At 73.1% G+C, this 14,176-nt stretch carries 14 protein-coding genes; 11 read left to right on the top strand and 3 right to left on the bottom strand.

The genetic code is table 11. The annotated features are described in order from the left end of the window. Positions 1-9 precede the first annotated feature (9 nt). The 3 genes from J2S63_RS05040 to J2S63_RS05030 all read left to right on the top strand — a co-directional run bounded on the left by J2S63_RS05040 (position 10) and on the right by J2S63_RS05030 (position 3,785). The gene (locus J2S63_RS05040; protein WP_310299432.1) at positions 10-1,569 is read left to right on the top strand and encodes a YifB family Mg chelatase-like AAA ATPase; all 1,560 of its coding nucleotides are present in this window, start codon (positions 10-12) and stop codon (positions 1,567-1,569) included. Then, positions 1,566-2,786 carry a DNA-processing protein DprA gene (gene dprA / locus J2S63_RS05035; RefSeq protein WP_310299430.1) on the top strand — a complete coding sequence of 407 codons (1,221 nt, stop codon included), beginning with the start codon at positions 1,566-1,568 and terminating at the stop codon, positions 2,784-2,786. The genes J2S63_RS05040 and dprA overlap by 4 nt, the downstream gene beginning before the upstream one ends. A gap of 72 nt (positions 2,787-2,858) precedes the next feature. After that, positions 2,859-3,785 (top strand): tyrosine recombinase XerC, encoded by a 927-nt coding sequence (locus J2S63_RS05030; protein ID WP_310299428.1) that lies wholly within the window; start codon positions 2,859-2,861, stop codon positions 3,783-3,785. 116 nt (positions 3,786-3,901) lie between these two features. Here the strand turns inward: J2S63_RS05030 and J2S63_RS05025 are convergent, their stop codons facing one another. Both J2S63_RS05025 and J2S63_RS05020 read right to left on the bottom strand, forming a co-directional pair. Beyond that, positions 3,902-6,307 (bottom strand): hypothetical protein, encoded by a 2,406-nt coding sequence (locus tag J2S63_RS05025; RefSeq protein WP_310299426.1) that lies wholly within the window; start codon positions 6,305-6,307, stop codon positions 3,902-3,904. Positions 6,308-6,373: 66 nt separating this feature from the next. Beyond that, on the bottom strand, positions 6,374-6,976 hold the full coding sequence (locus J2S63_RS05020; protein ID WP_310299423.1) for a murein hydrolase activator EnvC family protein: 603 nt from the start codon (positions 6,974-6,976) through the stop codon (positions 6,374-6,376). 371 nt (positions 6,977-7,347) lie between these two features. Here J2S63_RS05020 and rpsB point away from each other — a divergent pair, with 371 nt between their 5' ends. The 8 genes from rpsB (at position 7,348) to J2S63_RS04980 (ending at position 13,522) form a co-directional block, all read left to right on the top strand. Beyond that, positions 7,348-8,400, top strand: a complete 1,053-nt coding sequence (gene rpsB / locus J2S63_RS05015) for a 30S ribosomal protein S2 (protein ID WP_310299421.1) — start codon at positions 7,348-7,350, stop codon at positions 8,398-8,400. 81 nt (positions 8,401-8,481) lie between these two features. Continuing rightward, positions 8,482-9,294, top strand: coding sequence for a translation elongation factor Ts (gene tsf, locus J2S63_RS05010; RefSeq protein ID WP_310299419.1), 813 nt, complete (start codon positions 8,482-8,484; stop codon positions 9,292-9,294). A gap of 147 nt (positions 9,295-9,441) precedes the next feature. Next, positions 9,442-10,161 carry a UMP kinase gene (gene pyrH, locus J2S63_RS05005; protein WP_310299417.1) on the top strand — a complete coding sequence of 240 codons (720 nt, stop codon included), beginning with the start codon at positions 9,442-9,444 and terminating at the stop codon, positions 10,159-10,161. A gap of 47 nt (positions 10,162-10,208) precedes the next feature. Continuing rightward, positions 10,209-10,763 (top strand): ribosome recycling factor, encoded by a 555-nt coding sequence (gene frr / locus J2S63_RS05000; RefSeq protein ID WP_425573323.1) that lies wholly within the window; start codon positions 10,209-10,211, stop codon positions 10,761-10,763. Between the two features lie 24 nt (positions 10,764-10,787). After that, the gene (locus tag J2S63_RS04995) at positions 10,788-11,663 is read left to right on the top strand and encodes a phosphatidate cytidylyltransferase (RefSeq protein ID WP_310299413.1); all 876 of its coding nucleotides are present in this window, start codon (positions 10,788-10,790) and stop codon (positions 11,661-11,663) included. 5 nt (positions 11,664-11,668) lie between these two features. Next, positions 11,669-12,793 (top strand): dual-specificity RNA methyltransferase RlmN, encoded by a 1,125-nt coding sequence (rlmN, locus tag J2S63_RS04990; RefSeq protein WP_310299411.1) that lies wholly within the window; start codon positions 11,669-11,671, stop codon positions 12,791-12,793. A 70-nt stretch (positions 12,794-12,863) separates the two neighbouring features. Then, positions 12,864-13,184 carry a transposase gene (locus J2S63_RS04985; RefSeq protein WP_310299409.1) on the top strand — a complete coding sequence of 107 codons (321 nt, stop codon included), beginning with the start codon at positions 12,864-12,866 and terminating at the stop codon, positions 13,182-13,184. A 14-nt stretch (positions 13,185-13,198) separates the two neighbouring features. After that, positions 13,199-13,522, top strand: a complete 324-nt coding sequence (locus tag J2S63_RS04980; RefSeq protein ID WP_374725103.1) for an IS3 family transposase — start codon at positions 13,199-13,201, stop codon at positions 13,520-13,522. A 121-nt stretch (positions 13,523-13,643) separates the two neighbouring features. On the opposite strand, the gene J2S63_RS04975 is transcribed toward J2S63_RS04980, so the two are convergent. Beyond that, positions 13,644-14,138, bottom strand: coding sequence for a flavodoxin family protein (locus J2S63_RS04975; protein ID WP_310299407.1), 495 nt, complete (start codon positions 14,136-14,138; stop codon positions 13,644-13,646). Positions 14,139-14,176 lie beyond the last annotated feature (38 nt).

The raw sequence follows: 14,176 nt of genomic DNA, 5'->3' as shown, positions 1-14,176 counted from the left end.
CTGCAAGGCATGAGCGGCCACCTCATCGACGTCCAGGCCGACGTCACCCAGGGCGTGATCGCGACGACGCTGGTGGGCCGGGCCGACGCCTCGATCAACGAGGCGCGCGACCGCTGCCGCGCGGCGATCGTCAACAGCGGCCTGACCTGGCCGACCACGCGGCGGGTGACGGTCCTGCTCTCCCCGGCGGACCTGCCCAAGAGCGGGCCGCACTTCGACGTGGCGATCGCGACCGCGATCCTCGCCGCCGCGGGCGACGTCAAGGGTCTCGACCCCGAGGGCTGGCTGTTCCTCGGCGAGCTCGGTCTGGACGGCAGCGTCCGCGCGGTGCCCGGGGTCCTGCCCATGGTGCTCGCCGGGCGCGACCGGGGCCTGCGCCGCGTGATGGTGCCCGACGTCCAGGCCGAGGAGGCGGCGCTGGTGCCGGGGGTCGACGTGATCGGGGTGCGCTCGCTCCAGCAGGTCGTGGCGCTGCTGACCGGCACCCAGGTCCCCGAGGCGCCCGAGGTGGCGCCGCGGGTGGTGGGCCAGGTGCTCCGCTGGCGCGGCGAGGGACGTGCCGAGGAGCTCGACCTGGTCGACGTCCACGGGATGCGCGAGGCCCGCTACGCCCTCGAGGTCGCCGCGGCCGGGGGGCACCACCTGCTGCTGACCGGTCCGCGAGGGTCGGGCAAGACCACCCTGGCCGAGCGACTGCCGGGACTGCTGCCCGACCTGACCGTGGAGGAGTCGCTCGAGCTGTGCGCGGTCTCGTCGCTGGCCGGCGAGCTGGTGCCGTCGCTCGGGCGGCTGGTGCGGCCACCGTTCCGGGCACCGCACCACTCCGCGAGCAGGACGAGCCTGCTGGGCGGGGGCTCCGGCCGCGTCCGCCCGGGGGAGATCTCGCGCGCGCTGCACGGCGTGCTCTTCCTGGACGAGTTCCCGCTGTTCAGCCTCGACATCATCGACGCGCTCCGCCAGCCGCTGGAGAGCGGCGAGGTGACGATCGCGCGCGGCGAGGAGGTGGCGACGTTCCCGGCCCGCACCCTGGTCGTGCTCGCGAGCAACCCGTGCCCCTGTGGCGACTACCACCCCGACGTGCGGCTGAGCCGGTGCTCGTGCACCGAGGTGCGCCGCCGGCAGTACCGCTCCCGGGTGAGCGGGCCGGTCGAGGACCGCCTCGACATCCGCCGCCACGTGCAGCCGGTGCGGCCCCACGAGATCGGTGACCCGCTCTCGCGGCCGGAGCCGACCGCGGTCGTGCGGGCGCGGGTCGAGCGAGCCCGGGCCCGCCAGCAGGAGCGCTACGCCGGCACGCCGTGGCGGCTCAACGCCGACGTGCCGGGGCCCCAGCTCGCCGAGCGCTGGCCGCTCGCTGCCGAGGCCGCGGCCCTGGTGGAGCGTCACGTCTGCGACGGGTCGCTCACCCGGCGCGGCGCCGTGCGGGTCCACCGGCTCGCCTGGACCGTGGCCGACCTGCGGGGGCTGCCTCCCGGCGTCCCACCGGGGGCCGACGAGACCGACCTGGCGCTGCTGCTGCGGCTGGGTCGGGACCTGCCGTCCAGCGCGCTGGCGAAGGCGGCCCGGTGACCGCCGACCCGCGGGAGCGCCTGGCCCGGGTCGCGCTCAGCTCGCTGTTCGAGCCGGCCTCGCCCAAGGTCTGCCTGATGGTCGCCCGGCTCGGGGCGGTCGAGCTCTACGACCGGCTCCTCGCCGACCCGTCCCTCGACGACCTGCGGGCGACGTCCGCCACCCGTCTCGCCGCCCTCGACCCGGCAGGGGTGCTCGACCGGGCACGTCGCGTGGGCATCCGCTACGTCGTGCCGGGCGACGACGAGTGGCCCGCCCAGCTGATGGACCTCGACGGCACCGAGACCCTCAACGGCATGGCGGGAGCGCCGCTGGGCCTCTGGGTCCGCGGGGCCGGGTCGCTGGTCTCCCTCTGCGAGCGGTCGGTGGCGGTGGTCGGCTCGCGCAGCTGCACGCCGTACGGCGAGGGCGTGGCGGGTGACATCTCGGCGCACCTGACCCGGGCCGGCCGCACGGTCGTCTCGGGCGCCGCCTTCGGGATCGACACCGCGGCCCACCGGGCGGCGCTGGGGTCGGCGGGCCCCACCGTCGCCGTCCTGGCCGGCGGCGTCGACAAGGCCTACCCCGTCCGCAACACCGAGCTGCTCCGCGAGATCTGCCGCGACGGGGTGGTGGTCTCCGAGGCACTGCCCGGCTGGGCCCCGGCCAGGCACCGGTTCCTCGCGCGCAACCGGCTCATCGCCGCCCTGACCCGCGGCACCGTGGTCGTCGAGGCCGCGGTGCGCAGCGGAGCCCTCAACACCGCCAGCTGGGCCGGGCTGCTGCATCGGGTGGTGATGGGAGTGCCCGGGCCCGTGGTCAACGCCTCCTCCGAGGGCGTCCACGAGCTGCTGCACGCCGGGACGGCCAGCCTGGTCTCCCGCGGTGAGCACGTCGAGGACCTGGTCGGCGCGGTCGGCGAGGTCCTGTGGACCCCGCCGCGTGCCCCCGAGACCCTCTTCGACCTGCTGCGCGACGACGACCGCCGCGTGCTCGAGGCCGTCCCGGTCGCCTCCGCGGCGCCGCTGGCCTCGATCGCCCGCACCGCCGGGGTCCCGACCACGGCCGCGCGCGAGTCGCTTCTCCGGCTGCAGGAGGAGGGCTGGGTCCTCGGGGCGGCCGGCGCGTGGCGACAGGCCCAGGACCCGGCGGCGAGGCGCTCGCAGCCGAGCCCCGTCACCGCCGGTGCCTCGCGCGGTCCGGCGGGGCACCCGCGAGGTGCCGAGGGGCCACCGTGACCGGCGACCACGTCCCCGGCGCGGGCCGCGGGTCGCCATGGCCGGGGCGCCGGCCCGGCCTACGCTCGGGACGTGCCCGAGGACCGCGAGCCCCAGACGCCCCACGCCGGGGTGCTGGAGGACTACCGGCGCCACCTGGTGAGCGAGCGCGACCTGAGCGCGCACTCGGTGCGCGCCTACCTCGGGGACGTGCGCTCGATGCTGGCCCACGCCGCCGACCTCGGCGTGCACGACCTGGCCGACCTCGACCTGCGCACCCTGCGCAGCTGGCTGGCCAACCAGCAGACCCGTGGCCGTTCCCGCACGACGCTGGCGCGCCGGGCCACGGCGGTCCGGGTCTTCACCGCCTGGCTGCACCGCACGGGCCGCCTCGAGGCCGACCCCGGGTCCGCGCTCGGCAGCCCCAAGGCCCACCGCACCCTGCCCCCCGCGCTCGGGCACGACGACGTGCGCCAGCTGCTCGACGCCGCGGCGGAGCACGCGCTGACCGACGGGGCCGTGGGGGCGAGGGACCTCGCGGTGCTCGAGCTCCTCTACGCCACCGGAATCCGGGTGGGGGAGCTGTGCGCCCTCGACGTCGACGACCTCGACCACGGACGGCGGGTCGTGCGGGTGTTCGGCAAGGGCCGCAAGGAGCGCACGGTCCCCTATGGGGTGCCGGCCGAGCGGGCGCTGGTCGACTGGCTCGCCGCCCGCGGCGAGCTCGCGGTCAGCGGTTCGGGCCCGGCGTTGTTCCTCGGGGTCAGAGGCGGTCGGGTCGACCAGCGAGCGGTGCGCGCGCTGGTCCACGCCCGCCTCGCCGAGGTGCCCGGGGCGCCCGACCTCGGTCCCCACGGCCTGCGCCACACCGCGGCGACCCACCTGCTCGAGGGCGGGGCCGACCTGCGCAGCGTGCAGGAGCTGCTCGGGCACGCCTCGCTCGCCACCACCCAGATCTACACCCACGTCTCCGCCGAGCGGCTGCGGTCGGCCTACACCCAGGCGCACCCGAGGGCCTGACCGCCGGCGCTCGGCCCGGCGGCCCGGCGGCCCCGCGGCGGCGGCTGCCGTCCGGGGCGCGGCGACGGGGCCGGACCACCTCTCCCAGGTGCTCCGACCCCGTCGGTCCTCGTGGGTCAGCCGATCGAGCGCGAGACGCGCGCGACCACCCTGCCGTCGTCGACCCACCTGACCACGAGCCGGTGACGCCCGCGGGCGACCGCGGACCTCAGGACGAAGCCGTAGCCGCCGTGCCGGGTCATCACGCTGCGCGCGGCGACCCGCCTGCCGTCGACCAGCGCGACGACCTTCTCGCCCCGTCGGGTCGGGCACCCGCTCGCGCCGATGCCGGCCACGCGTGGGCAGGCGTCGTCCTTGTCGAAGACCGAGTCCCGGTCGGTGTCGGGGCACCCGGCGCCGGCGCTCGGGCCCTTGGCGCGAGGGCAGCCGTCCGCCACGTCGGGCACGTGGTCCCGGTCTCGGTCGGCGACGACCGTGGTGCGGGTGACCGTGAGCGTGTAGTCGGTCGGGTCGAGGACCTCCTGCGGGTCGACGGTGACCGTGAGGTCGCGGCGGGCCCAGGGCACAAGGACCTTGAGAGTGTTGGCCTCCTTGGTCGCCACCGGCTTCTGCGAGGAGCCGCCGCCGACGGTGAGGCCCATGCTGGCGTCGCCGTTCCACCGCAGGGTGACCAGGGCCGAGGACTGCTCCTCGACGGGCACCCGGACGTAGTCGCGGCTGTCGACGGCGCTGACCAGCCCGACGCCGAGGGTCGAGTCGGCCGGGGTGAACGAGCCCGAGCCCGCCTTGGAGGTCACGGTCCGCACGCGGGAGGCGACCGGGGCGTCACGGGTCTCCGGACCCATCGCCGGGGCGGCGAGGTCGAGGTCCACCTTGTCGGGCGCCAGGTCGTCGTTGGCCACCCAGTCGTTGGTGCGGGTGTGGTAGCCGGTGACGGCGTAGACGTTGTAGGGCGCCCGGACCTGCTGGTCGGCGAGGTAGTCGCGGCGCACCTTGAACGTCACGGTGTTGGCCGTGGTGTCCCACCGCGCCGTGCCGGCCGGGAGCGGGTAGCCCGTGCCGTTGTCGAGCACCATCACCTTGCCGTCGCTGCTCCCGGTCGGGATGAACGAGTCCAGACGGCGTCCGTCGATCGTGAGGCTGTAGGCCACCAGCGACGTGCCCTGGGTGACCGGCCACACCTGGCCGACCTTCATCGTGGCCTCGACGGCCGTCCGGGTCACCTTGACCCTGAGACCCTGCAGGTCGGTGACGGGGGAGTGGGCGTCGCCCGAGGCGTCGGCCAGCGAGGCCGACCGGGCCGTGGGCTGCTCGGCCAGCGGCACCCGCACCGCGGTGCCCGCGACGCGGAGGCGGCCGCGGGCGGCCGAGACCGCACGCAGGCGCAGCTGCGGGCGGGTGGTCGCCCGGGGCTCGGGCATGAAGTCGCCCTCGGCCAGCGGGGTGAGGCTCAGGTCGGGTTGCGGGCAGTCACCGGGGTCCCCGGTCGAGGAGGCGTAGGTGTGGTCGGCGGGATGCTGCACCTGGAACGAGTTCGCCCCGTCGCCCTTGACGTCGTTGGGCCTGATCAGGTCGTCCCGGTCGACCGTGCGGTCGCCGTTGACGTCGAGGTACTTGCTCATCCGCAGCGCGAAGCCCTCGACGTCGAGCGAGGAGACACACTTGTTGATCAGGGGCGGGTCGGTGCTGTAGGCCATGATGTCGTTCGTGGGCGTCGGCCCCCACGGTCCGTCGGCGCCGTCGCCCACGTGGCCCAGCGTCAGGCAGTGGCCGAACTCGTGGCTCACCAGGTCGAACAGCGGGAAGAAGTCGCTGGCGCCGGTCACCGGGTCGACCGCGCCGTTGACCGCGAAGCAGACGTTGCCGCCCACACCGCCGCCGCAGTCCTCGACGTAGATGCCGCCCGGCTCGCCGCCGTGCTGCTCGAAGCCGGGCTTGGCCTTCCACGCCTTCATGCTGAACGGGTTCTCGACGGGGGCGCAGGGCACGCCGCTGTCGTCGACGATGCCGAGCTCGCCGGCGAAGTACGACGGGTCGATGCCGATCCCGATGCCGCCGGCGGGGTTGGACACGACCACCACGATCTCGGGATCGACCAGCTTGAGAGGGTCCTGCAGCGAGCCGTCGGGGTTCATCACCACGTCGTGGGTGCGGACGTTCATGTCGAACCCGCGCGCCAGCCAGGCCAGACGCATCTGACGCGCGAGGTAGTGCAGGCCGTCGTCCCACATCTGCACCGCCTGGGTGGCCACCCGGAGGTCACGCTCGGCGGCGGGGGAGACCGGGATGAGGACGTCGACGTCGACCTTGGGCGAATCGAGCGCGTTGAGCCCGACCTTCATGTGGTAGCAGTGGTTGTCGGGGTTGATCGGGTCGCGGTCGACGATGCACCCGGCCGGCACGTTGCCGTTGCCGACGTGGGGCCGGGTATAGCCCTCCTGCGGGCTCCCCACCGCGGGGGACACGACGGAGGCGGAGAGGCCCAGGGCGAGGACGAGCCTGAGCAGCAGACGCTTTCGCATGCCCCACCAACGACCCCGTGGCCACCGGGTCACGCAGTGCTGAGTCAGGTTCGCGTTCCGTCCGCGTCACCAGGGATAGAGCCGCACCGGCTGCGGACCACCCCCGACCAGGGTGAGCGGGTCGAGGTAGGTGTCCCCGCGCCGGAGTCCCCAGTGCAGGCAGGCCAGCGGCAGGCAGTGGCTGCCCGACCACTGCAGCGTCCCGATCGACTGCCCGGTGTCCACGTGGTCGCCGCGGTGCACGCTCGCCGTCACCGGTTCGTACGTCGTCCGGGTGGCCCCGTGCGAGACCACCACGACCCCGCGCCCGGCCAGCCGGCCGGCGAAGCTCACCTCACCGGCCAGCGCGGTCCGGACCTGCTGCCCGACCCGTGCGTGCAGGTCGACGCCCCGGTGGCCCGCGCCGTAGGTGACTTCAGGCGGGTCGAACCCGCGCACCACCTCGGGCCGGGGGTCCAGCGGCCAGGCGCCTCGCGCGCGGGTGGGGGCGAGCGGCAGGACACGGGTGAGCGCCGGTCCCGCGACCAGACCGCCCGGGCCGCCCGGGGCCCGGGGGAGCGACGCGGGGGCCCGCACCGCCTGGTCGGGCATCGCCGCCGCCGGGCGCAGCAGGGCGCCGGCGAGGAGCAGGGCCAGGAGCACGAGGAGGAGCTGGAGGGGGCGTCGCATGCGGCCAGCCTGCGGCCGGGGAGCAGGCGGTGGGCCGGGAGCGCGGTGGACCGTGGACGGCCGCGCCCTCAGCGGCCCTGTGGAGAGGACCCGGCTCGGTTAGGACCAGCGGGTCGGCTGCCGTAGGATGACCGGTGGCGATCCGCGCAAGCAGATCGACTATCGCACGCCCGTCCAACCGCACAGCGCCCCTCGGGGCCCGCGGGCAGGACACCTCGGTCCGGTCCCCGCCAGGGGACCAGGTGGGGTCCTCGCCGGGCGTCAGGGTGGGCCGCACACGCGGGCCACGACAACCGAGACAGGCGCCGGACCGCTCCAGCCCCGAGGCTGGCAGCGCGCCGAGCCGCGAGCACAAGGAGAGTCGACCGCCCATGGCCGTCGTCACCATGCGCCAGCTCCTCGAGAGCGGCGTCCACTTCGGGCACCAGACCCGTCGCTGGAACCCCAAGATGAAGCGCTTCATCATGACCGAGCGCAATGGCATCTACATCATCGACCTGCAGCAGTCGCTGGCCTACATCGACCGCGCCTACGCCTACATCAAGGAGACCGTCGCCCGCGGCGGCACGGTGATGTTCGTGGGCACCAAGAAGCAGGCCCAGGAGGCCATCGCCGAGCAGGCCACCCGCGTCGGCATGCCCTACGTCAACCAGCGCTGGCTGGGCGGCATGCTCACCAACTTCCAGACCGTGCACAACCGGATCAACCGGCTCAAGGAGCTCGACGAGGTCGACTTCGAGGACGTGGCCGGCTCCGGTCGCACCAAGAAGGAGCTCCTGCAGATGAAGCGGGAGCGCGACAAGCTCGACAAGACCCTCGGCGGCATCCGTGAGATGAGCCGGACCCCCGCCGCGGTGTGGATCGTCGACACCAAGAAGGAGCACCTGGCGGTCGAGGAGGCGCGCAAGCTGCGCATCCCGATCATCGGCATCCTCGACACCAACTGCGACCCCGACGAGGTCGACTTCCCGATCCCGGGCAACGACGACGCCATCCGCGCGGTCGCGCTGCTGACCCGCGTCGTCGCCGACGCGGTCGCCGACGGCCTGATGTCGCGCTCAGGCGTGCAGGGCGGCGACGCCGAGACCGGCGCCGAGCTGGCCGCCGACGAGCCGATGGCCGACTGGGAGCGCGAGCTGCTCTCGGGCAGCGCCGACGAGGCCGCCGTCAAGGCGACCGGTGGCGACGCCGCGACCGAGGAGACCCCGGCCGCCGAGGCGACCGGTGCGTCCTCCGAGGGCACCGAGGAGCCGGCCGCTCCCGCCGAGGGCGCCGCGCCTGCGGCCGAGGCCCCTGCGGAGGCCGCTGCGGACGCCCCTGCGGAGACCCCTGCGGAGACCCCTGCCGAGGCCCCCGCCGCTGAGTCCGGTGCGGACGAGGCCCCCGCCGCCGAGGCTGCCGAGCAGCCCGCCGAGCAGGCCTGAGCCCCGGCTCACCCAGCCCCATCGACGGTGGGCCCGACCGGGCCCACCGTCGCCCCTCCGAGGCATTGAGAAGGAACTTCCATGAGCTTCACCGCTGCTGACGTCAAGCGGCTCCGCGACCAGACCGGCGCCGGGATGATGGACTGCAAGAAGGCCCTGACCGAGGCCGACGGCGACTTCGAGTCCGCCGCCGAGATCCTCCGCATCAAGGGCATGGACAAGATGAAGAAGCGCGGCGAGGAGCGCGAGGCCAAGGCCGGCCTCGTCGCCACCGCCGGCGGCGCGCTGGTCGAGCTCAACAGCGAGACCGACTTCGTGGCCAAGAACGACGAGTTCGTCAGCACCGCTCAGCAGATCGCCGAGGCCGCCGACGCCCAGGGCGCCGGCGACGCCGAGTCGCTCAAGGCCGTCTCCCTCGGTGAGGGCACGGTCGGCGAGGCCGTCGAGGCGCTCGCGGTCAAGATCGGCGAGAAGATCGAGCTCGGCCGCGTGGCCTACTTCGACGGGTCGACGGTCGTCTACATGCACCGTCGCGCCGCGGACCTGCCCCCGACCGTCGGCGTCCTGGTCGAGTACGACGGCGCGGACTCCGACGCCGCGCGTGCCGCCGCGATGCAGATCGCCGCGATGCGGCCGATCTACGTCTCCCGCGACGAGGTCCCCGAGGACGTCGTGGCCAAGGAGCGCGAGATCGCCGAGGCGACCGCTCGCGAGGAGGGCAAGCCCGAGGGCGCGCTGCCCAAGATCGTCGAGGGCCGGCTCAACGGCTTCTTCAAGGACGTCGCGCTGCTCGACCAGCCGTCGGTGACCGACAGCAAGAAGAGCGTCAAGAAGGTGCTCGACGAGGCCGGTGTGACCGTCAAGCGGTTCGCCCGGTTCGAGGTCGGCGCCTGACCGACCGCGGGGCCGACACCACCGTCGTACGACGGTAGGGTGCAAGGACCGACGACGTACAGGAGGCCGGTTGGTGGAGCCCACGAGCACCACCGACCGGCCTTCCGTCTGACCTGGACGAGCTCGACCACCGGAGAGGGAAAAGACGTGACCGACTCCTACCAACGGGTGCTGCTCAAGCTCTCCGGCGAGGTCTTCGGCGGCGGCAGCGTCGGCGTCGACCCCCTGGTGGTCCGCGGCCTGGCCCGCGAGATCGCCGAGGTCGTGCGCCGGGGCACCCAGGTCGCCATCGTCGTCGGCGGCGGCAACTTCTTCCGCGGGGCCGAGCTGCAGAAGTCCGGCATGGACCGCTCCCGCGCCGACTACATGGGCATGCTCGGCACGGTGATGAACTGCCTGGCCCTCCAGGACTTCCTGGAGAAGGAGGGCGTGGAGACCCGCGTGCAGAGCGCGATCACGATGGGGCAGGTCGCCGAGCCCTACATCCCGCGCCGCGCGATCCGCCACCTGGAGAAGGGCCGGGTCGTCATCTTCGGCGCCGGTGCGGGCATGCCCTACTTCTCCACCGACACCGTCGCCGCGCAGCGCGCGCTCGAGGTGCACGCCGAGGTCATCCTCATGGGCAAGCAGGGCGTGGACGGGGTCTACGACGCCGACCCCAACCTCGACAGCGACGCGGTGAAGTTCGACCGGCTCAGCTACGACGAGTTCCTGACCCGCGGCCTCAAGGTCGCCGACGCCACCTCCGCCAGCCTGTGCCGCGACAACGACATCGACATGATCGTGTTCAACCTGTCGGTCGAAGGCAACATCGCCCGCGTCGTCGCGGGTGAGAAGATCGGCACGACCATCTCGCGCGACGGCTGACCCAGCGCCCACTCAGGACCAGAAGAGAGCAACGAGGAGCAACGGTGATCAACGAGACCCTGAACGAGGCCGCGGACAAGATGGACAAGGCGGTCGCAGTCACGCGCGAGGACTTCGCCGCCATCCGCACCGGCCGGGCCAACCCGTCGATGTTCCACAAGCTCACCGCGGAGTACTACGGCACCCCGACCCCGCTGCAGCAGCTGGCCTCCTTCACCGCCCCCGAGGCGCGCGTGATCATCATCAGCCCCTACGACCAGGGCTCGATGGGCGCGATCGAGCGCGCCATCCGCGACTCCGACCTCGGCGTCAACCCGACCGACGACGGTCGCACCATCCGGGTGGTCCTGCCCGAGCTCACCGAGGAGCGCCGCAAGGACTACATCAAGATGGCCAAGACCAAGGCCGAGGAGGGCCGGGTCGCGATCCGCAACATCCGCCGCCACGCCAAGCAGACCCTGGACAAGCTCGAGAAGGACGGCGAGGTCGGCAAGGACGACGTGGCCGGCGCGGAGAAGCGGCTCGACGGGATGACCAAGCAGCACACCGACCACATCGACGAGATGCTCAAGCACAAGGAGGCCGAGCTGCTCGAGGTCTGAGACCTCCGAGCGGCCCCACCTCACATGGCGACACCCCCCGAGACCACCCCCGCTCCGAAGGCGAGCCGTGCCGGGCGCAACCTGCCGGCCGCGGTCGGGTCGGCCGTGGTGCTCATCGCCCTGATCCTCGCCTCCCTCGCCTTCGAGAAGGCGCTGTTCATGGTGATCGTGGTCGCCGCCGTCGTCGTGGCGGTCTGGGAGCTCGACCAGGGCTTCCGCGCCAAGGCGATCAACCTGCCCCAGGAGCCGTTGATGCTGGGCGGCGTCGTCATGGTGGTGGTCGCCTACCTCTACGGCGCCCCGGCCCTGGTGACCGCCACCGCGGTCACCGCGCTCTCCACGATGCTGTGGCTGCTGCGCCGGGGGGTCGACGGCTACGTCCGCGACGCGTCGGCCTCGATCCTCGCGCTGGTCTACGTGCCGTTCCTCGGCTCGTTCGTGGCGCTGCTGCTCGCCGAGGGCGACCGCATCGGTGGCGGCATCTCCGACGACGGCGTGGGCGCGATCTGCACCTTCATCGGCGTCACGATCTGCTCCGACATCGGGGGGTACGCCGCGGGCGTGCTGTTCGGCAAGCACCCGATGGCCCCGGTGATCAGCCCCAAGAAGTCGTGGGAGGGCTTCGCCGGGTCGACGGTCTCCTGCGTCGCGGGCGGCACCGCGCTCGTCGTCCTCCTGCTCGACGGCCGCTGGTGGGTCGGGGTCCTGCTCGGCCTGGTCACGGTCGTGATGGCCACCCTGGGCGACCTCTGCGAGTCGGTGATGAAGCGTGACCTCGGCATCAAGGACATGTCGCAGATCATCCCCGGGCACGGCGGCCTGATGGACCGGCTCGACTCCCTGCTCGCCACCGCGGCGCCGATCTGGCTGATGCTGCACTACCTCGTCTTCGACCGGTGAACGAGATGACCGAGCCCACCAGGACCCTCCCGCTCGTCTTCGACGAGCCCCGCGGGCGCCGCAAGCCCCCGCAGCACCTCGCCGACCTCGACGCCGCGGGTCGCAAGGAGCTGCTGGAGAAGGCGGGCCTGCCCGGCTTCCGGGCCAAGCAGCTCTCCACGCACTACTTCTCCCGGCTCGTCGACGACCCGGCCGAGATGACCGACCTGCCCGCGGAGCACCGCGACCAGCTGGTCGAGCAGCTGTTGCCGACGCTGATGACCCCGCTGCGCACGATGGAGGCCGACGCCGGCACCACGCGCAAGACGTTGTGGAGGCTGTTCGACGGCGCCCTCGTCGAGTCGGTGCTGATGCGCTACCCCGACCGCGCCACGATGTGCGTCTCCTCCCAGGCCGGCTGTGGCATGGCGTGCCCGTTCTGCGCGACCGGCCAGGGCGGCCTGCAGCGCAACATGTCGACCGCCGAGATCGTCGAGCAGGTCGTCGCGGGCGCCCGGGCGCTCGCGCGGGGCGAGGTGGCCGGCGGCCCGGGTCGCGTCTCCAACGTGGTCTTCATGGGCATGGGTGAGCCGATGGCCAACTACAAGGCCGTGATCGGGGCGGTGCGCCGCCTGACCGAGAAGACCCCCGACGGGCTCGGCATGTCGGCCCGCGGCATCACGGTCTCCACGGTGGGCCTGGTCCCGCGGATCGACCAGCTGGCCGACGAGGGCATCCCGGTCACCCTCGCCCTGTCGCTGCACGCCCCCGACGACGAGCTGCGCGACGAGCTGGTCCCGATCAACACCCGGTGGAAGGTGCGCGAGGCCGTCGAGGCGGCGTGGCGCTACGCCGAGCGGACCAAGCGGCGCGTGTCGATCGAGTACGCCATGATCAAGGACGTCAACGACCAGGCGTGGCGCGCCGACCTGCTCGGCGACGTCCTCACGTCGTACGGCGACTGGGGCTGGGTGCACGTCAACCTGATCCCGCTCAACCCGACGCCGGGGTCGAAGTGGACGGCCAGCCGGCGCGAGGACGAGCGCGAGTTCGTCCGCCGGCTCGAGGCCAAGGGCGTGCCGACCACGGTCCGCGACACCCGCGGCCAGGAGATCGACGGCGCCTGCGGCCAGCTGGCCGCGCACGAGTAGCGCTCACTGGGTGTGTGAATCGCCCCCGGTCTGATGGAGGCTCTCAATCCTGGAATGGATGATGAGAGTCATGGCAGCACCGAGGAAGTACAGCGCTGAGCTCCAGCAGCGAGCGACGCGGATGGCGTTGGACGCCAGGAAAGATCCGGAGTCGGCGCGTGGGGCGATCAAGCGGGTCGCCGATCAGCTGGGGGTCCACCCCGAGGCGCTGCGAAACTGGGTCCGTCAGGCCGAGATCGACGGCGGTGTCCGACCGGGCACTACGACCGAGGACGCGCAGAGGCTTGCTGAGCTCGAGCGTGAGGTGCGGGAGTTGCGTCGAGCCAACGAGATCCTGAAGACGAGCGCAGCTAGCTCCGCGGCCGCGGAGCTCGACTGCAAGATCAAGTAGAGGTGCCCACCGCGGTGGTCGTCGACTACATCGACGGCCACCGCGATCGGTTCGGGGTCGAGCCGATGTGCGCAGTCCTGAAGGACGCCGGCGTGCAGATCGCCCCGAGCACCTACTACGCAGCCAAGACCAGGCCGCCGTCGGCACGCAGCGTGCGTGTTGCCGAGTTGGTCGAGGACATCAGGGTCGCCCACCAGGCCAACCTCGGTGTCTACGGCGCCCGCAAGATCCACGCCGAGCTCAACCGCGAAGGCGTCAAGGTCGCGCGATGCAGAGTACGTCGACTGGTTCAACCACCGGCGCCTGCACGGCGAGATCGGGCTCGTCCCGCCAGCTGAGTTCGAGGCCAACCACTGGGCGGCAACCCCGCCCGAGCACTACCGTGAGAACCGGGTCCTCACCGAGGGCGGATCCAACTAACCGAGCCTCCACGAAACCCGGGGCGATTCACACACCCAGTCAGAGCCTCGCGAGCTCGCGGCCCCACGCGGTCGCCCGCTCGAGCTCCCCGTCGGCCAGCGGGCCGGCCGTGTCGTCGACGTAGAAGCTGGTGGGCTCCGTGGCGACGGCGTAGCCGTGCTTCCTCGCCGACCTCGCGGCGCTCCGGGCGGCCGAGCCGGGCAGTCGGTGCACCTTGGTCACGCGGGTGTCGAAGGTCGCGATGCGGTGGTGGCCGGTCCGGGGCTGCGCCTCGAGCCACTCGCGCAGGCCGGGCTCACCGGTGCCGTGCGGGGCGCCCTGCTTGACCGCGTCGGCGCGGGTGGAGGCGCGCGTCATCGAGAACGCGTGCGTCGGGCCGCCGGCGACGACGAGGTCGACGCCGTCCGGGAGCGCGGGCGCCTCGCGGACGTCGACCACCTCCACCTCGGCCGACTCGCCGAGGCCGGCGGCGACCGCGCGGGCGACCTGCTCGGTGTTGCCCCACAGGGACTCGAAGACGACCAGTGCTCTCATGACGCTCCTCCTGACCCCCTCCTCCATCGTCCTCCCGC

Source organism: Nocardioides marmoribigeumensis (assembly GCF_031458325.1).
Taxonomy (GTDB): domain Bacteria; phylum Actinomycetota; class Actinomycetes; order Propionibacteriales; family Nocardioidaceae; genus Marmoricola_A; species Marmoricola_A marmoribigeumensis.
Note: the sequence above shows the minus strand (reverse complement) of the source record. Positions and strands in the feature narration are given on the sequence as shown.

Excerpts from the sequence above, each read along its gene's own strand:
- J2S63_RS05040 (WP_310299432.1), top strand. The coding sequence starts at position 10 with ATGAGCGGCCACCTCATCGACGTCCAGGCCGACGTCACCCAGGGCGTG.
- J2S63_RS05025 (WP_310299426.1), bottom strand. The coding sequence starts at position 6,307 with ATGCGAAAGCGTCTGCTGCTCAGGCTCGTCCTCGCCCTGGGCCTCTCC.
- J2S63_RS05020 (WP_310299423.1), bottom strand. The coding sequence starts at position 6,976 with ATGCGACGCCCCCTCCAGCTCCTCCTCGTGCTCCTGGCCCTGCTCCTC.
- rpsB (WP_310299421.1), top strand. The coding sequence starts at position 7,348 with ATGGCCGTCGTCACCATGCGCCAGCTCCTCGAGAGCGGCGTCCACTTC.
- tsf (WP_310299419.1), top strand. The coding sequence starts at position 8,482 with ATGAGCTTCACCGCTGCTGACGTCAAGCGGCTCCGCGACCAGACCGGC.
- J2S63_RS04995 (WP_310299413.1), top strand. The coding sequence starts at position 10,788 with ATGGCGACACCCCCCGAGACCACCCCCGCTCCGAAGGCGAGCCGTGCC.
- rlmN (WP_310299411.1), top strand. The coding sequence starts at position 11,669 with ATGACCGAGCCCACCAGGACCCTCCCGCTCGTCTTCGACGAGCCCCGC.
- J2S63_RS04985 (WP_310299409.1), top strand. The coding sequence starts at position 12,864 with ATGGCAGCACCGAGGAAGTACAGCGCTGAGCTCCAGCAGCGAGCGACG.
- J2S63_RS04975 (WP_310299407.1), bottom strand. The coding sequence starts at position 14,138 with ATGAGAGCACTGGTCGTCTTCGAGTCCCTGTGGGGCAACACCGAGCAG.